The organism is Pollutimonas harenae (assembly GCF_004153685.1).
Taxonomy (GTDB): domain Bacteria; phylum Pseudomonadota; class Gammaproteobacteria; order Burkholderiales; family Burkholderiaceae_B; genus Pusillimonas_C; species Pusillimonas_C harenae.
The window spans coordinates 971623-993518 of the sequence record NZ_SDQD01000002.1; the positions used below are offsets into that span (position 1 = coordinate 971623).

The 21896-nt window shown below is 57.4% G+C and carries 20 protein-coding genes; 11 read left to right on the top strand and 9 right to left on the bottom strand.

All coding sequences use genetic code 11. The annotated features are described in order from the left end of the window. The first annotated feature begins 326 nt into the window (after positions 1–326). Entirely contained in the window at positions 327–1310 is a 984-nt protein-coding gene (locus ERD84_RS11400) for a bile acid:sodium symporter family protein (protein WP_130039724.1), read from the top strand. Positions 1311–1426: 116 nt separating this feature from the next. Here the strand turns inward: ERD84_RS11400 and ERD84_RS16145 are convergent, their stop codons facing one another. Next, on the bottom strand, positions 1427–2371 hold the full coding sequence (locus ERD84_RS16145; protein ID WP_130039725.1) for a VOC family protein: 945 nt from the start codon (positions 2369–2371) through the stop codon (positions 1427–1429). Positions 2372–2567: 196 nt separating this feature from the next. Here ERD84_RS16145 and ERD84_RS11410 point away from each other — a divergent pair, with 196 nt between their 5' ends. Continuing rightward, positions 2568–3269 carry a winged helix-turn-helix transcriptional regulator gene (locus ERD84_RS11410; RefSeq protein ID WP_130039726.1) on the top strand — a complete coding sequence of 234 codons (702 nt, stop codon included), beginning with the start codon at positions 2568–2570 and terminating at the stop codon, positions 3267–3269. A 14-nt stretch (positions 3270–3283) separates the two neighbouring features. Here the strand turns inward: ERD84_RS11410 and ERD84_RS11415 are convergent, their stop codons facing one another. After that, positions 3284–3499 carry a hypothetical protein gene (locus ERD84_RS11415; protein WP_130039727.1) on the bottom strand — a complete coding sequence of 72 codons (216 nt, stop codon included), beginning with the start codon at positions 3497–3499 and terminating at the stop codon, positions 3284–3286. A gap of 104 nt (positions 3500–3603) precedes the next feature. Here ERD84_RS11415 and epsC point away from each other — a divergent pair, with 104 nt between their 5' ends. Beyond that, positions 3604–4542: a serine O-acetyltransferase EpsC gene (gene epsC, locus ERD84_RS11420; protein WP_130039728.1), complete on the top strand. Its 939-nt coding sequence runs from the start codon at positions 3604–3606 to the stop codon at positions 4540–4542. A 3-nt stretch (positions 4543–4545) separates the two neighbouring features. On the opposite strand, the gene ERD84_RS11425 is transcribed toward epsC, so the two are convergent. From ERD84_RS11425 to ERD84_RS11445, 5 genes are all read right to left on the bottom strand, one after another. Next, a complete protein-coding gene (locus ERD84_RS11425; protein WP_130039729.1) occupies positions 4546–5394 on the bottom strand; it encodes a type 2 periplasmic-binding domain-containing protein in 849 nt (282 codons plus the stop codon). Positions 5395–5396: 2 nt separating this feature from the next. Then, on the bottom strand, positions 5397–6170 hold the full coding sequence (locus ERD84_RS11430; RefSeq protein ID WP_130039730.1) for an ABC transporter permease: 774 nt from the start codon (positions 6168–6170) through the stop codon (positions 5397–5399). A 98-nt stretch (positions 6171–6268) separates the two neighbouring features. Continuing rightward, entirely contained in the window at positions 6269–7264 is a 996-nt protein-coding gene (locus ERD84_RS11435) for an ABC transporter substrate-binding protein (protein WP_130039731.1), read from the bottom strand. Continuing rightward, on the bottom strand, positions 7261–8034 hold the full coding sequence (locus tag ERD84_RS11440; protein ID WP_130039732.1) for an ABC transporter ATP-binding protein: 774 nt from the start codon (positions 8032–8034) through the stop codon (positions 7261–7263). Before ERD84_RS11440 ends, ERD84_RS11435 begins: the two co-directional genes overlap by 4 nt. Positions 8035–8218: 184 nt before the next feature. Further along, on the bottom strand, positions 8219–8833 hold the full coding sequence (locus ERD84_RS11445) for a peroxidase-related enzyme (RefSeq protein ID WP_130039733.1): 615 nt from the start codon (positions 8831–8833) through the stop codon (positions 8219–8221). A gap of 72 nt (positions 8834–8905) precedes the next feature. Between ERD84_RS11445 and ERD84_RS11450 the strand changes: the two genes are divergently transcribed. Next, positions 8906–9469, top strand: a complete 564-nt coding sequence (locus ERD84_RS11450) for a hemerythrin domain-containing protein (RefSeq protein WP_130039734.1) — start codon at positions 8906–8908, stop codon at positions 9467–9469. A 15-nt stretch (positions 9470–9484) separates the two neighbouring features. On the opposite strand, the gene ERD84_RS11455 is transcribed toward ERD84_RS11450, so the two are convergent. Together ERD84_RS11455 and ERD84_RS11460 are read right to left on the bottom strand one after the other, a co-directional pair. Then, positions 9485–13006 carry an ATP-binding protein gene (locus ERD84_RS11455; protein WP_130039735.1) on the bottom strand — a complete coding sequence of 1174 codons (3522 nt, stop codon included), beginning with the start codon at positions 13004–13006 and terminating at the stop codon, positions 9485–9487. Between the two features lie 5 nt (positions 13007–13011). Continuing rightward, positions 13012–14268, bottom strand: a complete 1257-nt coding sequence (locus tag ERD84_RS11460; protein WP_130039736.1) for a metallophosphoesterase family protein — start codon at positions 14266–14268, stop codon at positions 13012–13014. 103 nt (positions 14269–14371) lie between these two features. Here ERD84_RS11460 and ERD84_RS11465 point away from each other — a divergent pair, with 103 nt between their 5' ends. From ERD84_RS11465 to ERD84_RS11495, 7 genes are all read left to right on the top strand, one after another. Next, on the top strand, positions 14372–15493 hold the full coding sequence (locus ERD84_RS11465; protein WP_130039737.1) for an ABC transporter ATP-binding protein: 1122 nt from the start codon (positions 14372–14374) through the stop codon (positions 15491–15493). Between the two features lie 2 nt (positions 15494–15495). Further along, positions 15496–16560, top strand: coding sequence for an ABC transporter substrate-binding protein (locus ERD84_RS11470; RefSeq protein WP_130039738.1), 1065 nt, complete (start codon positions 15496–15498; stop codon positions 16558–16560). A gap of 22 nt (positions 16561–16582) precedes the next feature. Then, complete coding sequence (locus ERD84_RS11475) at positions 16583–17827, top strand: ABC transporter permease (protein ID WP_130039739.1); 1245 nt, start codon at positions 16583–16585, stop codon at positions 17825–17827. Between the two features lie 4 nt (positions 17828–17831). Then, positions 17832–18692 carry an ABC transporter permease gene (locus ERD84_RS11480; protein WP_130039740.1) on the top strand — a complete coding sequence of 287 codons (861 nt, stop codon included), beginning with the start codon at positions 17832–17834 and terminating at the stop codon, positions 18690–18692. A gap of 107 nt (positions 18693–18799) precedes the next feature. Continuing rightward, the gene (locus ERD84_RS11485; protein ID WP_130039741.1) at positions 18800–19807 is read left to right on the top strand and encodes a TRAP transporter substrate-binding protein; all 1008 of its coding nucleotides are present in this window, start codon (positions 18800–18802) and stop codon (positions 19805–19807) included. A gap of 73 nt (positions 19808–19880) precedes the next feature. After that, positions 19881–20429 (top strand): TRAP transporter small permease, encoded by a 549-nt coding sequence (locus tag ERD84_RS11490; RefSeq protein WP_130039742.1) that lies wholly within the window; start codon positions 19881–19883, stop codon positions 20427–20429. Further along, positions 20426–21706, top strand: coding sequence for a TRAP transporter large permease (locus ERD84_RS11495; RefSeq protein ID WP_130039743.1), 1281 nt, complete (start codon positions 20426–20428; stop codon positions 21704–21706). Before ERD84_RS11490 ends, ERD84_RS11495 begins: the two co-directional genes overlap by 4 nt. Positions 21707–21896: the final 190 nt, after the last annotated feature.

Here is a 21896-nt window from a genome sequence, read left to right on the forward strand (position 1 = left end):
CAAGAAGGAGCAGCCTCGTATTATCACCTACGAGACCTATTGATCCCATTGCAGCAAAAAACAAAAACATGCTCGGCTAGCAGCATAAAAAGAGGAGTACAATAAGGGTTTACCGCGATACGCCGGCGCACCCCGCCGGCCTTCTTTTTTTCTGCCCAGCGCATGATCTGCGCGGCATCTGCCGGCACGCCCCACCCCGCGCTCAGCCCGCAAACCCCGACAGCGGTGTCATCCATTCATACAGTCAGGCTGCCTCAGCTTGTGATGCCCCGCGCTTGCCGCAGGGTATTCAGCACGGCTGCCTAAACCCATTAAGGATACCAACCATGCAGGCTATCGCCCGCCTGAGCGCTTTTGTTGGCAAAACATTTGCCATCTGGGTATTGCTTTTTGCCATACTCGCCTTCTTTGCCCCCGAGCAATTCACCTGGATTGCTCGGTATATCGTCCCGCTGCTGGGTATTATTATGTTCGGCATGGGTCTGACCTTGTCCAAAAACGACTTTGCCGAGGTCTTCAAGCGCCCAGGCACCGTCGCCATAGGCGTACTAGGCCAGTTCATTATCATGCCGGCCCTGGCCTGGGTGCTCAGCACAGCCCTGCAGCTTCCACCAGAAATCGCAGTCGGCGTGATACTGGTGGGTTGCTGCCCCGGCGGGACCGCATCCAACGTCATGGCCTTCCTGGCCCGCGGCGATGTAGCGCTTTCAGTCGCCATCACCTCGGTAACCACATTACTGGCTCCAGTGGTGACGCCAGCACTCATCTACCTGCTGGCCAGCCAATGGCTGGAAGTCAGCGCGGCAGCCATGTTCTGGTCTATCGTGCAGGTCGTGATCCTGCCCATCATCCTGGGCATCGTGGCGCAATCGCTGTTGCGTGAAAAGGTCAAGGCTTGCGTTGCCTTGCTGCCCCTGGTGTCGGTGGTGTCCATTGTGGCCATCGTTGCCGCCGTCGTTGCCGTCAGCCAGGAAAAAATTGCGACGACCGGCCTGGTGATCTTCGCCGTCGTGATTCTGCATAACAGCCTGGGCCTGTTGTTGGGCTACTGGCTGGGTAAACTGACAGGCCTGTCTGTGGCCCAACGCAAGTCGCTCTCGATTGAAGTCGGCATGCAGAACTCTGGCTTGGGCGCTGCTCTGGCCTCTGCTCATTTCTCGCCGTTGGCTGCCGTGCCCAGCGCTATTTTCAGCGTGTGGCACAACATCTCAGGTCCGCTCATTGCAACGCTGTATCAGCGTTTCAAGGACGACGGATCTGACGAAAGGCTTGCCAGCCCCGCTGTGAGTTCTGTAAAAGCAGCACAATAAATATCAAGACAGAGCAGGCGCCGGGTTCTGAACCAAGCCGGCATTAAATATCAAAAGGCCTGGCGCAAGAGATTGCGCCAGGCCTTTTTGCTTATTGGTAGGCTGAACGATGGGGTTCAGGCACCCTGCTGAGCTTCACTCCCGCAGCCCCCTTGGGCAAACATGGTTTCGGATGCCTTCTTGATCTGTTCGGGGCTTAGATCTTGGATATGCGTCGCGACCGACCAACGATGGCCATAGGGATCTTCCAGCAGGCCATAGCGATCGCCCCAGAACATGTCCTGGACTTCCATGATCTGCTTTGCACCCGCAGCCACTGCCTTTTTTGCTGCCTCGTCGGCATTTTCTACATACAGGTGCAGACTGACGGGCGTGCCCTTGAGCGCCAAGGGACCCTGAGCGCCCCATTGAGGATTTTCATCGAACAGGAAAATAGCGGAATTGCCTATGTGCAAGTAGGCGTGGGCAATCTTGCCGTCAGGGCCTTCCAGTCTGGACATTTCTATGGCGCCGAAGGCGCGCTTATAGAAATCGATGGCCTCGGCCGCGTTGGCGCATACCAGATGCGGGGTTATCGAACTCATGCCTGAAGGAATGGCCTTGATTTTGTCCGGATTATCGGGATCCAGGTCAAACAAGGCTTTCCAGCTCAGCATATCGAAGGGTGCGGAAAAATGCTCGTGGGCAATCAGCCAGTTTCCGTCTATCTTGCGGTAGCTGCTGGTCATGCGCATCCACGACGAGTGGACTTCGCCGCTTTCATCGCTGCCGCCGCAGCGTATCAGGCCATGTACGCTGGCCAGATCACCGGAAACCTGCATATCCATTTTTCCTGGTTCAAACACCATGGGCCCGCCGCACATGTCAAAGCAGGCCTTCCAGTGATCCCTATAAGCCTGCTTACCCTCGAACTGCAGTCGTAGCACAGCGTCATAGGCCACCACATCGGCCGTGTAGTGCTCGATGATGGCATCGGCGTCCCGCATGTGTACAGCCTTCAGCCAACTTGCCATGGCCTCCTTGACCTCAGCCTGCCCCGTATTGCTTCCTGCTGCATCCATAGTTGGTCTCCCGAATAATTTAATGCCTGGGTTTGCGAAACAACGGTTTCATCTGCACAGGCGAGACTGGCAATTTATCACTATTTAGTCCTAAAAAACAACTAAATAAAATGTAATCAGGATTAACAGTGTAAACTCGTGCTCATGAAGACGAAAAACAGAGGCTGCACAGCAGACAGCCCCAAAGCAGAAAGCAATGCAAACAACAAAAAGAACTTATGACGATGGCTGCGCTGCCGCGCATGCGCTCGATTTGGTGGGTGACCGCTGGGCCTTGCTGATTGTGCGTGAGTTATTGCTGGGCCCCAAACGGTTCACCGGCTTGCGTAGTGGCCTGCCCACGATCAGCCCCAACGTCCTGACCCAACGCCTGAACGATCTGGAGGCAACCGGAGTATTACGCCGCCGCAAGCTGCCACCCCCAATCAGTGCCTGGGTATACGAACTGACCGACTGGGGCAAGGCGCTGGAACCCATCATGCTGCAACTGGTGTACTGGGGAGTGCAATCTCCGCTATTTTTACGTGGCGCTCCGCTAGGGGTCGATGCACTCGTGCTGTCGTTCAAGGCCATGTTCGACCCCAGTGCCGCCAACGGCGTGAAGCTCACTGTCGAACTGCACTTCGAGGAAGATATATTCAGCGTCAACGTGGAGGATGGCCGGCTGCACGTCAGTCGCGGCCACGCTGCGCAACCTGCCGCCATTCTATCAACCAGCCCCCAAGGCATGCTCGGTCTGACCTATGGCAAGTCCGATATTGATGCGGCCGTGGCGGCGGGCATTGCCCGTTATTCTGGCGAGCGCTCGGCGCTCCAAACATTTTTCTCGGTCTTTAGCCTGCCTGACCCAGTAATGGACAGCACCGATGACACTCATCCGCAAGCCTGGCTGGCCTGACCCGGTTATCGCGCCTAGACAGTCAGGAATGGTTGCAACAATTGCCGGGCCATCTCGGCATGTGCCTCATCGACCAGCAGAATCTGCTCGTTCAGGCTGTTGGCTACCGGCCCCGGATACATGGTGCTGAAAGCGCCACCTTGCATCAGATATGGAATTTCGTAGGCCTGCATTAATGAAACAATGACTGCGGCCTCGGACTCTGATTTTGGCGAATAGATTGGTATCATATTTGTTTGCCCCCCTTACGCATACTGCGATCTTAACGTTTTACGTACACGGCTCATACCCGCGCGCGGCCCGAAACGCCGATCCAGGCCGGAGAAATTGTTTTATGGCTGTTTTCGACATCAATCCCATCGTCACTTCATTAAATGCCGTCCGACAAGATTGGCGCCAATCCCAGCATCGCTCGCGCGAGCCCGGTGGCCGTGAGTTCCCCTCCCCCCAGGCGATCAGTCGTATCCTTGACGACCTGAAAGGCGTTCTATTTCCCATGCGCCTTGGGCCACTCGACTTGCGCCAGGAAAGCGAAGACTTCTACATAGGCCATACACTCGATTCGGCGCTGCATGCGCTGCTGGGCCAAGTCAGGCTGGAACTACGCTATCAGGTACGGCACAAAAATTGCAGTCAGGACGTGATCGAAGCCCGCGCCGTCGAGTTGGTACAGGCCTTTGCTTCGTCTCTGCCCGAAATGCGCCGCTTGCTCGACTCCGACGTCCTGGCCGCCTATCAGGGTGATCCGGCCGCACGCAGCGTCGATGAAGTCTTGTTGTGCTATCCGGGTGTGCTGGCCATGATCCACCACCGCATTGCCCATCAGTTCTACAAACAAGACCTCCCTTTACTGGCACGCATGTCATCAGAGCTGGCCCATTCTGCAACCGGTATTGATATTCATCCCGGCGCCCAAATTGGCCCCTGCTTCTTTATTGACCATGGTACGGGCGTCGTTATAGGCGAAACCGCCATCATAGGCAAAGGCGTGCGTATCTATCAGGCCGTCACGCTGGGCGCCAAACGCTTCCCCACTGACGCCAACGGCAAAATCGAAAAAGGCCTGCCGCGTCACCCTATCGTCGAGGACGATGTGGTGATTTACGCCGGTGCCACCATATTGGGTCGGGTCACTCTCGGACGTGGCTGCACCATAGGCGGCAACGTCTGGCTGATCAACGATGTACCCGCCGGCAGCCACGTTACCCAGGCCAGCTTTCAAGATACCCGCACCTGCGACCCGGCTGTCGAGGGTGCTGCCGAATCCGAATAGCTGTCAGTGGCAGTCTGCAACCGTCTGGTCGAGGTAAACCTCGAAGGCAATATCGTTGGCCCGCGACTTGGTTAACGCGGCCAGATGGCGACTGGACTTCCATTCTTTGGTCAGTTGCCTGAGCGCACTCACCATTTGCTCGTCGCCGGCATCGGCCAGGAACACCAGCGGTTCTTTGTCCTTTTGCACGAGCTGAGCCGAAAATTTCTTCCATTCGGGCAACTTGAGCAAAGATTTGAGCATGGTTTCATCGTGTACCGCGGCATCGCACTCACCTATGCGCAAAGCCAGCAAAGCGTCAGCCGGCGCGCGATAAACCATTTCTTTTGCACCATAGCGTGCAGCCATGGAACCCACATAACGCCCGCCCTCGGCCAGGCAGACGCTACGGTTTTTCAGTTGTTCCCACGATTTGATATCGGTGTCGGTGCGCATGATGGCCATGGGTGCCAGCGCATAACCAGTGGAAATCGCCACCCGGGCATCGGCCGTGGCCGATACAGAGGTAGAGGCAGGCGCCAGTACTACCCTGGGCTCGTCAGCCTTCATCAAAGCTTGCTTGCTGTCCGCCTGGGCGGGCACTGCCTGCCAGGCCAGCGCCAGCCTGGTGGCCAGCGCCTCAGCCAGTGCCGTATCAATTGCCTCAGGAGTGCGAACCTTGGACCCTCCCACAAAAGGTGGCACGACGTATTGCATGCCCACCTGCAGTGCGCCATCTGTCCCGCCCGCTCCCGGCACCTCGGTCGCGGCATGAACATACCCAGACATGGCAGTCAGGCTGATGGCCGCAGTGGCCATGGCCAGACCAAAGGTGGAAAACAGCTTACGGCAGCAGGCAGGCAGAATATTCATGTTCAGACATACTGATAGCGCAGCACGCGGCGCTTCAGATTTTCAAGGATGACCTGGTCGATCAGGGTAGCCAATATGGCGATGGTCAGGATATTGGCCATCACCCCCATCATGTCGGCGGTTTCTCCGGCATAAGCCAGCGAGCGGCCCAGACCCTGGCCGAATCCAATCAGCATCTCGGCTGAAATCAGTGCGCGCCAGGCATTGCCAAAAGCCAGCTGGGCACCGGTGATCAGCTCGGGCATGACGGCAGGCAAATAAACCCGCTTGAGCATGTCCCAGCGGCTGGCCCCCATGACCCGGGCAGCTGATACGTGCACATTAAGCACGCTCTCGGTGGCATTCATGACCGACAAGGCAGCCGGAAAAAATGCCGACAGGGCAATGACAACAATGATGGGCATATTGCCAAAGCCCATCATGATCAAAAACAGCGGTACCCAGGCGATGGACGGGATCGATTGCAGGATGATGATGGCCGATTTGAGCACTTCGCGAAAGAAGAACAACACACCGCCTATCAGGCCGAAGCCCACCCCGAATGCCAGCGCGGAGCCGTAGCCAAAGCCCAGACGCACCAGGCTGCCCGACAAGGCGGCACGAAAGTCGGCTGACTGTATGTCTTCCCACAAGCGGACCATGACCGAAGGCACCCCTGGCATCAGGAAGTCAGGCAGCGACCACGCCGCAATTTGCCAGAACAGCAAGATGGCGGCAACGGCAACCACCATGGCTAATTTTTTTTTGTAACCCGTCAGTCGAATCTGAGTACTCATGTATGCTCAAAATACATGATGGCCGGTTCGTACCGGCCATCATTGGATGGATGTTTACAGCGGCACAGCGCTGCTCCGCGCCCTGGCACGAAATGAAGTTATAGCTTGCGTGCTTCCTGCCATTCCAGATCGATAATCTGCGATACATCGAAAGGCTTGCCGTCACGCGTTTTCAATGAACCCTGTGCCTGCATGATGTCGGCGATTTCCTGCATGCGGTCCAGTTCCTGTTCCGTCAGCTTGGGGCTGAAAGTCTGGCTCTTGATGGCATCGCGAATGATGTCTTCGCGAGGCACATCGCCATGCTTTAGGGTCTTGAGCGTGGGCTCGGCAATAAAGTAGCTGGCGATCAGTTTGGCGCCCTCTTCCGGCTTGTTGGTCAGCAATTCAATCGCTTCGCGCTGCGCATCGAGCGATTTCCAGACTTCTTCCTTACGGTTCTTGACCGTATCACCCGAGGCGATTACCACCATGCAAGGGAAAGGCCAGACTTCACCGACCTCGTATATTTGCGTGACGGGAGCAACCAGTTGTGCAATGCGTGCCTGCGGCTCGAACAGAAAGGCTGCGTCGACACGCTTGCCCACCAGGGACTGCACTGCCACCTGCGGGCTGACGCCCATGATCGACAGGTCTTCAGGCTTGAGTCCTGCCTCTTTCAGCACTACGCCCTTCAATACGGTGTCGGCCGTGCTGCCTTCTTTTTGCGAAGCCAGGGTGTGCCCTTTAAGATCGGCTACATTCTTGATGCCCGAGTCATCGCGCACCACGATGGCGTGGAAGCCATGCTGCGCACCACCAACCACTTTCAGATCAGCCCCCTTGGAGGACCATGAAGCGGCATTGGTGAAGCCCAGTACGCCGGTATCGAGCTGGCCGCCCACAATGGCTTTGATCAGGTCGGTACCCGATTTGAACTCGACCAATTCGACGTCCAGGCCGTGCTTCTTGTAGAAACCACCCTCGTAGGCAGCAATGGCTTGCGCATCGTCCATGACGCGCAAATAACCAATCTTGAATTTATCGGCCGCCAGTGCGGGCGATGCCAGAGCAAATGCCGCCAGAACGGGCAACAACAGACGTGACAATTTCATGCTTCAACTTCCTCTAGGATGGCAGTGGATTCTTCGTGCTCGGCGTGTATGCCAAGCAAGCCCAGAATTTCCCGGCGCATGCCGGCAAACTCGGACAAGTCGTGCGTTTTTTCGTGCTGGGTGAGGTTGAACTCTTTCAACACGGTGGCTGGGCGCGCACTGAAAACCAGGATGCGATCAGCCAGGAACAAGGCCTCATCGACATCATGGGTGACCAGCAGCACGGTTGGGCCGGCTTCGCGTATGAGCTGGCGCAAGGCGTCTTGCAAAGTCATGCGCGTGAGCGCGTCCAGGGCGCCAAAAGGCTCATCAAGCAGCAAGGCTTTGGGGTGAGAAATAAACGCACGTGCCAATGCTGCCCGTTGGCGCATACCGCCCGAAACCTGGTGCGGAAAGTAATTTTCGAAACCCTTGAGATTGACTTTGGACAGCCACTCGGCAGCCTGCTTCAAGGCCAGCTGTTTGTCGATCTTTTGGAATTCCAGTGCCAGCGCGACGTTTTGCGCCAGCGTCAGCCACGGATACAAGGCATTTTCCTGGAACATCAGCGTACGCTCGGGATGGGGTCCCTGTATGCTCGCCCCATCGGCCAGCATCGCTCCGGCGCTGGGGGTCTCCAGGCCGGCAGCCATGTGCAGCAAGGTCGATTTGCCGCAACCCGAAGGCCCGACCAGAGCCACCAGCTCGCCCGATTCGATATCGCGGCTGAAATTCTCGATGACCCGCAGGCCCGAGAATTCCTTTTCTATATTCTGAAACGACAGCTTCATGAGTGCTCGATTTACTATTTGGTTATATCGAACTGTACTAATCACAAACTATCATCACAAGAAATTTAATCGTCTTTACTTATAACCCAGTGAAATATATGAGCAACAGGCAAGCTCTGTAACGCTGCATAAGAAAACAGCCGCCGCGGGCCTGCGGCGGGCAGAAAACCGTTATGTTGCAAATTTACACGGACTTGTCTTTTTTGGGCGGCGGGACAAAGGCAGCGGGCCTGTCCATGCCGTGGTATTCAGGGTTGGGAATCATGTCTATCCCGATGGCCATGCGATTCGACATATTGAAAAAACCTACGACATCGGCCAGATCGAAGATATCCTCCTGGCTCAGCCCCACCGCCGTGAGGGCCGCCCGGTCGGATTCGACGACTTGCTCTGGGGTTTTGGTCAGTTTCCAGGCGAAATCCAGCATGGCGCGCTGACGCGGTTCCAGTGGTGCCACCCGATAATTCATCACCATCATCTCGCCCAACTGTGGATCACCCGACAGCGCACGCACCGCCTGCCCATGCGCCACCAGGCAGTAATAGCAATGGTTGGCACTAGACACCACCACTGCAATCATTTCCCTTTCGAGTTTGCTGAGCCCCGACGGCGCCAGCATCAGCTCGTTATACATGGCCATGAAATTGCGCAATTTGTTAGGGCGCAAGCTATAGGCGGCCAGTACATTGGGCACCAGGCCCAGCTTTTCGGTGCATTTTTGAAATACAGCCTGTATGTCGTCATCGAGGCTGCTGGCATCGGGTGCGCCCAGCGCAGACACGTAATTCGGTTGTGGCATGAAAGTCTCCGGTTACTATAATTAGTGGCTGATAAGAGTATATCCAGAGACCCGTGTCCGGAGACCTTCACCATGACTACAGACTTTCCCGGTTTTTCAGGTCCGGCGGCCAGCACAGAAGCCCCGCTGGAAATGCTCAGTGCTTGTCATTATCGTATTGAACGCCAGTGCAGCACACTCAGGCGACTGGTTCCACATTTACGCGAACACGGCCCTGACGAAGAGGCTCGCACCGCAGCAACCCGCATCATGCGCTATTTCGACACCTCTGCCCTGCAGCACCACGCCGACGAAGAAGAAGATTTGTTTCCCGCCCTGCTCGAGTCCATGGCCGGGTCGGATGCCATCTGCATACGGCAGCTGACCGATGGTCTGGCCGCCGATCACCGCAAGCTCGAGGCAGGCTGGCGCCGCTTGCGCGTTGTGCTGTCCCAGATCGCTGACGGCCAGCCAGCAGAGCTGCCCGCCGACCTCCTGGATGCCTTCATCAGCCTGTACGAAGACCATATGCAGCGCGAAGAAGACGAGCTGTTTCCTATGGCTGCACGGCTGCTTGGCGACGCCGACATCACCCGCATCGGCCAGGCCATGCGCCAGCGGCGCGGCATCAGTGATGCGGACATCGCCGGCAACTGACAGGCCTCACGACCGCTACAACCTGACCACATCCAGTGCTTCGCCAAACACACGGCGTGCTGGCTCCAGCAAGGCATCGTGGTGACTCAAAAAAATCACCTGCGTATGGCGGGATAACTCAGCCAGCGCGCGCAAGCCGGCTTCTGAACGTGCATCGTCGTAGTTGATGAACAAATCATCGGCAATGAAAGGCAAAGCCGGCGCCTGTTCGAGGTGCAGTTCCAGCGCTGCCAGCCGCAAAGCCAGATAAAGCTGGTCGCGCGTGCCGTCGCTCAAGCCGTCTATACCCACGCAATGCCCGTCGGCGCGCTGCCCTTCCAGCACCATGGGCTGCCGGTCGAAGTCTACCCGCAGCCGTTCGAAGGACTGTAAAGTCAGTTCTCCAAAAATAGCGCTGGCCCTCGTCAGCATGGGCCCTTGCTTTTCCTCACGGTAACGGTCTATGGACCAGCGCAACAAACGGGAAGCCGTAAAGACTTTGACGTAACGCTCAGCGGCATCGCTCATTCTGGCCAGAGCATCTTGCCGCGCGGCTTCGGCCTGTGCCGCATCATCGGCACCCGTCATGGCCTGAAACTCACGCTCGGCGCCGGCCAATTGCACCGCCAGGTCACTCTGGGCCTGAGTCGCCTGCTCGATATCGGCCTGCAGGCTGTTCCACTGCGTGATCAGCGCCGCAATATCGACGCTATCGAGCTCCTGTTGGAGCTGGTCCTGGCTCAAGCCATCCCCTTCCTGCGACAGACGTGCGTGAGCCTGCTCGACGCGCTGCGCCAACGTACGGTGCTGATCAGACTTGATGATGGCCGGCCCCAGAGCGTCAAGCGTCTGGACGCCAGCCTGGTCCAGCATAGGCCTTATGGCTGCCTGCGCTTCGTGCAGTGCCTGTTCGGCGGCACGAATCTCGGTCCGCTCTAGATTCAGGGCGCGATCCAGCTTGATAGCCTCTTCCTGCGCCTGGATGGCCTGGGCCAAGCGCTGCGCCAGCACCTGGCTGATGCCAACGGCGTCGGCGTACGTCAGCTGCTCTGCCTCGGCGCATTCCAGGCCCGCCGCATGCGCCAGCCTGGCTGCCTGCTCGACAAAATCGTCAAGCTCGGCTTGCATGAGATCCAGCCTTTCGCTACGTAGGCGACGTATTTGCTCCAGCTTGTCAGAAATCGATGTCAACAACGCCAGGGCGCCTTCGGCTGCGCCAGGGCTGGTGTCTGGTGCCAGTCCAAGCTGTGTCAAGGCGTCCGACCAGGCTTGCCGCCAGTTGGTGTTCCGGGTCTGCGCTTCGGTCGAAGCCTGTTGTGCAGCCTCCAGTGTCAGCCGGGCCTGGATGGCTTGTGCCTGCCAGGCCTCTCGCCGCGCTTCAGCAGCATCAGCTTGGCGGCTATAGGCTTCGGCCTGTACGCGCAGGCTCTCCAGCGTTTGAGCCTGCGCGGCCTGTGCGTCTGTTGCCGCATTGTCGACCAGAGCCAGGGCCAATCTGTCACGTGCCGCCTGTTGCGCCAGATGCAGTTGCTCCAGATCTTGCTGGGCGAAGGCCAGTGCCTGTGCCGCCTCGAGTGCCCGGTCTTTGCTGACCAGCCAGTCGGGGGCCTGATCCAGTGTCAAACCGGCCAGACCCAGCGTGGTGCTGGACGCCAGCCATTGCGCATCAAAGGCATCCAATGCCTGCTGGCCAGCATCTCGCCGCTGTTGCGCCTGTTGCAAGTCCTGGCAAGCCTGCTCCCACTGATGCTGCAAACTTTGCATATGGGCTGCTTCCTGCGCCTTGTCGTGGCGTTGGTCGGCCAGCGCATCGGCGCTACGCAACGAGGCTTCGAAAGGCTCTACCGCTTCGACCAGGGGTGTACTACCTTGCTTGATCGACTGCCAGACTGTATTGCGCCGGTCCCTCGCTCGCACCAGATCTTCTTGCGTAACCGGATGGTGCTGTTCGCGATACTGCCGCAGACGCAACGCGTCCTTGTCGACAACGGCCGACAGCTCATCGCAGCGCTGTGTTGCTGACTTCAGACTCGACAGGAGGTCGCGGCGCTCGGCAAGCCATGCTGCCACGAGCTGGGCCGAAGGCCACGTCAGGCCAGCCAGTTGCTCTGCGGGACGCCCCCATTGCCCCAAACCGGATAACGCCTGCGCCAAGGCAGCCTGTGCCTTGTGCGCCGACAGCTGTGCTTTCTGTATGGCTGCATGGCTGTCACCCAAAGCCTTGGCATGTTCCAGCGCCCCGCGTAATTCGGCACTGACTTCGACTACGGATTGGGTTTGCAGCCTGGCCTCGATAGCGTCGGTTTCGGCCTGCCGTTCACGCAGCAAAGCCTGAGTGGACTCCAGCGCCTGTGTCACCGTGCCGTGATCACGCAGCAACTGTTCAGCATGCTTGCGTACCGGCAGAGCTGGCAGCCGCTTGCGCAAAACCTGCTCGGCAAAGGAGCTGTCTTGCACACCCCTCGTAGTCTGGGCATCCGCCAGACCCAACTCAACCTGTTGCAGCAAGGCCTCTTGCGTCAGCTGCAGTAATTGCCCCTGATAACGCTCCATGGCCGAGGGATGATTGGCCAACTGGTGACGCCGGCCATCCAGTACATTGATCTCTTGTCGCAAGCCCAGAAATGCATCTTCAATGTTAATACTTGACAGAGCCTGTTCCAGACGTTGCAGCTCCGCTTGCCGAAACTGCAAGCCGTGCTGTGCGACGGCTTGAGCACGCTGAGCGTGTTCCCGTATCTGTGCCGCATCGGGTGCCAGGCTGACAACCTCGCCCAGCCCGGCCAACTGCGCCAGGCTCTCGTTCAGCTCCCGCATGACTGGATTCACACGACGTATGCGCTCCAGGCGATCGCGCTTGGCCTGAAGCGCCAGCAGAGCACGGCGTTGCTCCTGCAACTGCCTCTCCAGCTCTTGAACACGCTCGTGAGCCTCCGTCCATTTTCGAGTATGTACCGTGGCATTTTTCAGCGTCTCGACTGCAGCATCCATATCGGCACGCGCGACGTAGTACGCTCTTTTCATCGAACGAGTGGGAGCCCAGAGGCTGTCTGCCTCGGCTTCCAGCGCATCGCGCACCTGACCCAGACTGGCCAGGCCCGCCGCCGACTGAAACAGAATCTGCCCGACATCGTCCTGTGCATTCAGTATGCTGTTACCGCCTTGCACCAGCCGAGGATGGTCCAGACCGAACATCTTGTCGAAAAAAGCCCGGCTCGCCCCATTCAAAAAAGGGTCAAGTGCGGTATCGGGCAGCGGTGTTTCGTCTGGCGTGCGCAAAGTATTCTTGTTGGCCTTCAGGCGTAGAAAATCCAGAGTTTGATCACCCTGCTGCACCATGGCGCCCAGACGCAGCTCAGATTTGGCGTGCACGAAATCCAGCGGTGTACGTACTGGAAAACCAAACAGCAAATCGAGCATGGCGCTGCGCAAGGTTGACTTGCCAGCCTCGTTGGGCCCCAGGATGAGATGGAAGTCATATTCAGACGGCGCGGCCAGCGGCACACTGCGATCAGTGAATTTTCCGTAGCGGATAAGATCCAGCCTTTGCAATCGCATGCCGCTTACTCCGCCTTGCTTATGTGAGCCATCAAGGCCGGACCAACCTCGTCGAGCAAGCGGTTCAGGTCACTCGCCCGGATATCGTCGAACCATGGAACACTGCCCTGCAGCGCTTGAGGCGCCTTGCCGACCAGCCCCATCAGGTCATTTTGCAGGCTTTCAAGAAAAACGGGGTCCCCTTTCGCCTGGTCGAGCAAGACCCGCAAATCGGCCAGGGCTTCAGCGTTGTCATGGTGCGCAGCGGATTCCATCGGCGCACGCGTGGCCAGTTTTACCTTTTCCAGCCAAAGGCGATCATGGCCCAAGGCCATCGTCTGTGCCAGTACTTCAGCGCGCAGTTGGCCTTCCAGGCCAAAGAGCTCGCCATGCGCCGGCGTTGCGCCGTTGACCATCACCCGAACGGCCAACGGCATATCGGCATCGAACTCAGTCAACAGAGCTTGCATCGCCGCGGCTATGGCACGGACCACTTCGGCAAACGAAACACAAGCCGACACATCGACGTCGAGCCGGTGCCAGCGCAAGACATCGACCAACAAACGCTCGACCTCAATCTGGCCTTCGTCGTCGACCTCGACCATGACGGCACCGCGCGAGCCCGTTTCGCGGATATTGCGTCCTTGCAAATTACCGGGAAAGACCACACAAGCATCGCCCCGCCAGGCACTGTACTCGTGTACATGGCCCAAGGCCCAGTACTGATAGCCTTTGGCCTGCAACTCGGCCAGCGAGCACGGCGCATAATTGGCGTGCGCGGCATTGCCTTCGAGCGCGGTATGCAGCACGCCTATATTGAACAGGCCCGGCACGGGCGGCGGATAGCTCGCGGCCAGGTTGTCAGTCGTGGCTGCAACCTTGAAGCTGCGGCCGTGCACGGCCAGTTTCAATGTATCGTTGATGAAAGTGGCCGCCTTACCCGAGCCGAACAAGTGCACATTGTCGGGCAGCATCAGCTTGCGCGTCATCTGGCTTTCGGCATCGTGATTGCCGTAAAGCAAATACACGGGGATGTCCGCTCGATTCAAGCGACCCATTTGAGCGACGAAATACAGGCCGGTGTTGTGATCCTTCCAGTCGCCGTCATACAAGTCGCCGGCGATCACCATGAAGTCGACCGCTTCATCGATGGCCACATTGACCAGGCGCGTGAAAGCCTCGCGTGTGGCGGTACGCAGCCGTTGCACGGGTGCGTCTTCGTAGGCGCTCAGGCCGGTCAGGGGGCTGTCGAGATGAATATCGGCAGCATGAATAAACCTCACTTAGACATCCTTTTACGGGGGAAACCCTCGGTATAAATCAACTTGATGTGATGCTATTCTAAAGCGCCATATCATCACAATACCAAGATCAACTGGAATACAGATGGAACAAGAGGACAAGGAAGAATTCCTCAGATTTGCCAACGTCAAGAAAACCTACGACCAAAAAGCCCTGGTCGTCAAAGACTTCAGCCTCGACGTCAAACAAGGCGAGTTCGTCACCCTGCTGGGGCCATCGGGCTCGGGTAAAACCACCGTCCTCATGATGCTGGCTGGCTTTGAAAACGTAACCAGCGGCAGCATCACGGTAGCCGGCAAGCCCATTACCAATACGGCGCCCTACAAGCGCAATATCGGCATGGTCTTTCAGAACTATGCTCTCTTCCCCCATCTTACCGTTGCCCAGAATCTTGCGTATCCGCTTACGGTACGCAAGATGCCCAAAAGCCAGATCAAGGAAAAGGTAGCGCAGTATCTGAAGCTGATTGAACTCAGTCAGTTCGGCGACAGGCATCCGGGCCAGTTGTCCGGCGGCCAGCGGCAGCGCGTGGCGTTGGCACGTGCGCTGATTTTCGAACCCACGCTGGTGCTCATGGACGAACCCTTGGGTGCTCTCGATAAAAAACTGCGCGAGCAAATGCAGTTCGAAATCACGCGGCTGCACCAGAAGCTGGGCTTCACCGTCATTTACGTCACCCACGATCAGGTCGAAGCGCTGACCATGTCCAGCCGCATTGCCGTGTTCAACGAAGGTGTGGTGCAGCAGTACGCCCCGCCCGACGACCTATACGAGCGGCCCGCCAACGCGTTTGTGGCCAACTTCATCGGCGAAAACAATTTGATCTCTGCCCAGTTGTCTAAAGGCGCCGGCACCGACACCATAGACGCATCCCTCGACTGCGGCACGCCGCTGCAAGCACGCAATGGCAACTGCAGCACCAGCGATACCCAGTGCATCATCTCGGTCCGCCCCGAAAAGCTCGTCATAAAAACAGACAATCAGCCCTACGACAACCAAATTGCGGCCAAATTCATCACTCGCCATTACGTGGGTGACTTCATACGCTATTACTTTCAGTTATCCGACGGCAGCAACATCACCGTCAAGACCCTTAACGATACGAAGGCGCCCGATTTCACCGAAGGGCAAGAAACCGTCCTGGCCTGGATGACCAACGACTGTTTCGCTTTTAGCACCCACTCATCCCGAGACCAAGGAGAATAGCCATGAAAAAAATTACAACCCTGTTAGGGCCGGCGCTGGTGCTGGGCCTGGCGCTAGCAAGCCCTGCACAGGCACAAGAGAGCCTGACCGTTGTATCGTTTGGCGGCGCGTATGGTGCAGCACAACAAAAACACCAGATCGACCCCTATATGAAAAAAACAGGCACACAGATCCTGTTCCAGAACTACACCGGCGGTGTGGCTGAAATCAAGGCCCAGGTCGAGGCTGGCAAAATCCAGTGGGATGTGGTCGACATCGAAACCATAGACCTTGAACGCGCCTGCGCCGAAGGCCTGCTCGAAATCATCCCGCGCGACATCCTGCTGAAAGGCGACGACGGCACCCCCGCCGAAGAAGACTTCATTCCCGCTGCTCTCGAAAACGAGTGCGGTGTGGGCGAAATCGTCTGGAGCACAGTCTATGCCTACAACAACAAAACCATAGGCGACAAAAAGCCTTCAACCATCGAAGACCTTTTCGACCTTAAAAAATTCCCCGGCAAGCGTGCTCTGCGCAAACGCGCCCAGGTCAATCTCGAATGGGCTCTGCTGGCCGACGGCGTCAAGGAAGAAGACGTATATAAATTACTGGCCACACCCGAAGGCCAGGAGCGAGCCTTTGCCAAGCTCGACACCATCAAACCCGAAATCGTCTGGTTCGACAGCTGGTCGCAAGCGCCCCAGCTGCTGAACGATGGTGGCGCGATCATGGTGCAATCGGCCAACGGCCGCTTCTTCGACGCCATCAAGCGCGAGGGCAAGCCCTTCACCATGGTCTGGGATGGCAATCTTTACGACCTCGACGCCTGGGGCATCGTCAAGGGCACGCCCAAACTCAAGCAAGCGCTGGACTTCGTCAGTTTTACCACCAGCACCAAGGCCCTGGCCGGCTTCCAGGACGTGGCCTATGGCCCACCCCGTAAATCGTCCATGGCCCTGGTCGACAAAAGCGTCGTTGACCATCTGCCCAGCTCACACGTCGACGAAGGCCTGAAGGCCGACGGCATCTTCTGGGCCGACTACGGTGAGTCTTTAGGCGAAAAATTCAACGAATGGTTGTTGAAATAAGTAAGTTGGACGGACGCAGGGCATGACTACTCAGCAGGCAGTTTTATCAGCCGACGAAATCAAGGCTGAAACCCGGGCATTAAGGCGCCGCAAGCGCGCCAGCCTGCTGCTGGTCGTGCCCTTGCTGGCTTTTATATTCTTTGCCTTTGTGGCGCCCATCGCCACCATGCTGTATCGCAGCGTGTACAACCCCACCCTGGTCGAGCTCATCCCCAAAACCGTACATGAGCTGTCGGGCTGGAAAAAAACCGAACTGCCCGAGCCGGTGGTTTTTTCGACCTTTGCCGCCGAACTGAAGCAACTGGCCGAAGCCCGCCGCTCCGGCATCCTGGCGGCCGCCATCAATCGCGCCTATCCGGGCGCATCCAGCCTGGTCAATGCCACCGCGCGCAAGTTCCGCAAAATGCCGGACGACGCGCTCATCAAAGATGGCATGGCCCTGCTGACTGAAGCCGATCCACGCTGGGCCAAGCCCGAACTGTGGCAGGCCATCAAAGTAACGGGTCAGGTCTATACCGACACCTATTACCTCACCGCACTCGATCTTGAACGCAACGCACAAAACGAAATCCAGCAGCGCGAGTCGGCCCGCATTTATATACAGCTTTACACCAAAACCCTAAGCATCGCCCTGATCATTACCCTGCTATGCATCGCGCTGGGCTATCCGCTGGCCTACTATCTGGCGCATGCGCCAAGGCGCGTAGCCGGCATGCTCATGGTGCTGGTGCTGTTGCCCTTCTGGACCTCGCTGCTGGTGCGCACCACGTCCTGGATAGCCCTGCTGCAAACCAATGGCGTACTCAATTCGATATTCGAGGCCCTGGGCCTGATCAACAGCCCGCTTGAAATGCTGTACACCAGCTTTGCCACCGTCATCGCCATGACGCACATTTTGCTGCCCTTCATGATTCTGCCGCTGTACAGCGTCATGAAAGGCATAGACCCCAGCTATGTACGGGCGGCGCTGTCGCTGGGCAGCAAACCGTTTTCGGCCTTTGTGCGCATATTCCTGCCCCTGACCCTGCCTGGCCTGAGCGCCGGTTCGCTGCTGGTATTCATTATTTCGGTGGGCTACTACATTACGCCTGCCCTGGTCGGCGGCACCGACGGGCAAATGATTTCCAACATCATCGCTTTTCATATGCAGCGCTCGAACAACTGGGGGCTGGCCGCTGCGCTAGGCACGCTGTTACTGGTGCTTATTTTGCTGCTGTACTGGGTCTACGACCGCCTGATCGGCGCGCGCAACATCAAACTGGGCTGACACCATGGACGCTACCTACCCAGCCTACTACACCTGGCGGCACAAGCTGGCCGCCTATGGGCTCAAGCTCACCGCATGGGCGGTGCTGTTCTTCCTGATGCTACCCATATTGGTCATTATTCCGCTGTCGTTCAATGCCGAACCCTTCTTCAGCTTTACGCCCGGCATGCTGCAACTGGATCCCGACGCTTATTCGCTCAAGTGGTACGCGGCCATTTTCAACAGCCACAACTGGCTGATGGCCATACGCAACAGCTTCTTTATAGGCATATGCGCCACCATTATTGCCACCACACTAGGAACCGTCGCAGCGGTGGGGCTGGCCAGCGAAACCATGCCTTTCAGGCGCACCATTACCGCACTGCTGCTCTCGCCCATGATCGTGCCGCTCATTATCGTGGCGGCCGGCATGTTCTTTTTTTATACCCGCTTCAACCTGGTGGGTACGTTTACCGGCATCGTCATTGCACACGCCGCACTGGGCGTGCCTTTTGTCATCATTACCGTTACCGCCACGCTCAGCGGCTTTGATCCATCTTTATATCGGGCCGGACTCAGCCTGGGCGCCTCGCCCATCAAGGTCTTTCGCGATATCGTCATTCCGCTGATACGACCAGGAGTGATCTCAGGTGCACTCTTTGCTTTTGTGACTTCATTCGATGAAATCGTACTCGTGCTATTCCTGGCGGGGCCAGAACAAGGTACTATACCGCGCCAAATGTTTGCCGGCCTGCGCGAGCAGATCAGCCCCACCATTCTGGCCGTGGCCACCTTGCTCATTATCGTATCCATATTCTTTCTGGCCACACTCGAACTGCTGCGCCGGCGCTCCGAACAAGTACGTAAAGGCGTCGACACCGAATAAACCTATGTAAAACCCCTAAGCCTAGCGCTTTACACTCAAGATACCGCCCGCTAAAGTGTCACACTAGTCGATCCAAGCGGGCGACATTCACATCACGGAGACCATCAATGATCAAAACCCCTACACGCGTACTTACCGCAATCAGCGCCTGCCTGGCCATGACTTTTGCGGGCTCGGCGCTGGCAGAAGACCCTATCGTCATCAAGTTCAGCCACGTGGTGGCCGAGTCCACACCCAAAGGCCAGGGCGCCGTCAAATTCAAGGAAATCGCCGAAAAACTTTTGCCTGGCAAAGTTACCGTACAGGTCTTCCCCAGCTCGCAGCTATTCGGCGACGCCAAGGAAATGGAAGCAGTGTTGCTGGGCGACGTCCAGTTCATCGCCCCGTCCTTATCCAAATTCGATCGCTACACCAAAAAAGTCCAGCTATTCGATCTGCCCTTCCTGTTTGACGACATGGCCGCAGTTGATCGCTTCCAGCACAGCGATAACGGCAAGGCGCTGCTCGATTCCATGACCAACCGCGGCATCAAGGGCCTGGCCTACTGGCACAATGGCATGAAGCAGCTGTCCACCAACAAAGACAAGCTCACTCGTCCTGAAGACATCAAAGGGCTCAAGTTCCGTATTCAGAACTCCGACGTGCTCGAAGCACAGTTCCGCCAGTTGGGCGCCAACCCGCAAAAGCTGTCCTTCAGCGAGGTCTACCAGGCCCTGCAAACCGGCGTGGTCGACGGCCAGGAAAACACTTGGTCCAATATCTATTCGCAAAAATTCCACGAAGTCCAGAAAACCATTGCCAACACCAACCACGGCGTGATCGACTATATGGTTGTCACCAACGCAAAATGGTGGGATGGCCTGCCTGACGATGTCCGTAAAGGTCTGACGCAAGCCATGGCAGAAGCCACTACTTACGCCAACGATATGGCAGCCAAGTTGAACGAACGCGACCGCAAGCGCATCGAAGAAGCCGGTGCGGCCAAGGTGCAAACCCTCAGCAAAGAAGATATTGCCGCATGGCGCACCGCCATGGAGCCCGTCTGGAAGAAATTCGAAGGCGATATCGGCGCCGACCTGATCAAGGCCGCCCTGGCGTCCAATGATCAGCAGTAAAATAGAAAATAATAAATAGTAGATAGAAACAAGCCGCGCTTGCGCGGCTTTTTAAAATGTGCGGAGCACCCAGATGAAAACAGCTTGGTACGAGCGGCTGGAAGAAGGGCTTATTGGCCTGATTCTTGCCGCTATGACGCTGGTCACTTTCGGCCAGGTTATTGCGCGGTACGTGTTCAACTACAGTTTTGTCTGGGCGCTAGAGCTCAGCACCTTTCTGTTTGCCGGGCTGATCTTCCTGGGTATCGCGTACGGCGTGCGTGTCAATGCACACATAGGGGTTGATGCGCTGGTCAAGGTACTGCCCAAGCCGGTGGCTCATGTACTGAACCTGATCGCCACCGCACTCTGCCTGCTGTATACCGTTATTGTCCTGATCGGCAGCTGGGTTTATGTCTCCAAAATCTACGAGATCGGCATCCTGGCGCAAGATATCCCCATCTATCAATGGATACCGCGCATGGTAATGCCTATAGGCTTTGTTTTGCTGCTGTTCCGTTTTGGTCAAATTCTGTTCAATCTTGCCCGAGGCAAAGAAGCGCACCTCCTGGGAGACGAGGCCGAAGACGCCCTCAAGTACTCCAGTGACGACACCTCGCCCACCACACAGGAAAAATCATGACTACCGGCGCGCTCTTCATCATGCTGTTCGTGTTCATGTTCATCGGCATGCCTGTGGCCGTAGCCCTGGGCCTGTCGTCGATACTGACCATTTTGCTGTTCGGCCACGATTCCCTGGCCTCGCTGTCCCTGAAAATGTTCGAAAGCTCCGAGCACTTCACGCTGATGGCCATTCCTTTCTTTGTACTGGCCGGCGCCTTCATGACCACGGGCGGCGTCGCCCGGCGCATGATCCGCTTTGCCGTTGCGTCGGTGGGCCACCTGCATGGCGGGCTGGCTATCGCCTCGGTCATGGCCTGCTGCCTGTTTGCCGCTGTGTCGGGTTCCTCGCCTGCCACGGTCGTCGCGGTCGGCTCCATTGTCATCGCCGGCATGGTCCGCTCGGGCTATACGCAATCGTTTGCCGCGGGCGTCATTTGCAATGCGGGTACCCTGGGCATTCTCATTCCGCCATCCATCGTGCTGGTGGTGTACGGCGCCGCCACCGAAACCTCGGTCGGCAAGCTTTTCATGGCCGGCGTGGTGCCAGGGCTGCTGCTGGGCTTCCTACTGATGCTGGCCATCTATATTTTGGCCCGTGTAAAAAACATGCCTCGCCAGCCTCGCGCCTCACTTAAAGAAGTCATGGTCGCCGGACGCGATTCCTTCTGGGGCCTGATGCTCATCGTCATCATCCTGGGCGGCATCTACGGCGGTATCTTCACCCCCACCGAGGCGGCGGCCGTATCAGCGGTGTACGCCTTCTTTGTGGCGGTCTTCGTCTATCGCGACATCGGCATGCGGCAAGTTCCCCAAGTGCTGATCGATGCTTCGAAGGTGACCATCATGCTGATGTTCATCATCGTCAACGCCCTGCTGTTTGCCCACGTACTTACCACCGAACGCATTCCGCAAGCCATCGCCGAACAAATCGTGGCCTGGGACATGGCCGCCTGGCAATTCCTGATCGTGGTCAACATTTTGCTGCTGGTTGGGGGCATGTTCATGGAGCCCACCGGCATCATCCTGATCCTGGCTCCCATACTGTTCCCCATCGCCATGCAGTTGGGCATAGACCCCGTCCACCTGGGCATCATCATTGTGGTCAACCTCGAGATCGGCATGGTCACCCCACCCATAGGGCTGAATCTGTTCGTAACGGCGGGTATTACCAAGATGACCATAGGACAAGTGGTGCGGGCCGCCTCGCCGTGGCTGATTTTGCTACTGTCCTTCCTGGTGCTCATCACTTATGTACCGGCCATCACGCTGTGGCTGCCGGAGCTTAAATTGTTCTAAGGTAATTTTGGCTCGATCGCATGTGCGTTAACAAACAACGTGCATGCAAGCTAACAAACAACACGAACGGGCTGGCCTGATGAAGCCAGCCCGTTCTTGCGTTAAACGTGCTCGGAATTTCGGGTTCTCAGCGTCTATCATACGGTCAGTGTCTATACCACGGTCTGTCTGGTTGACAGGGGCTGCGGGC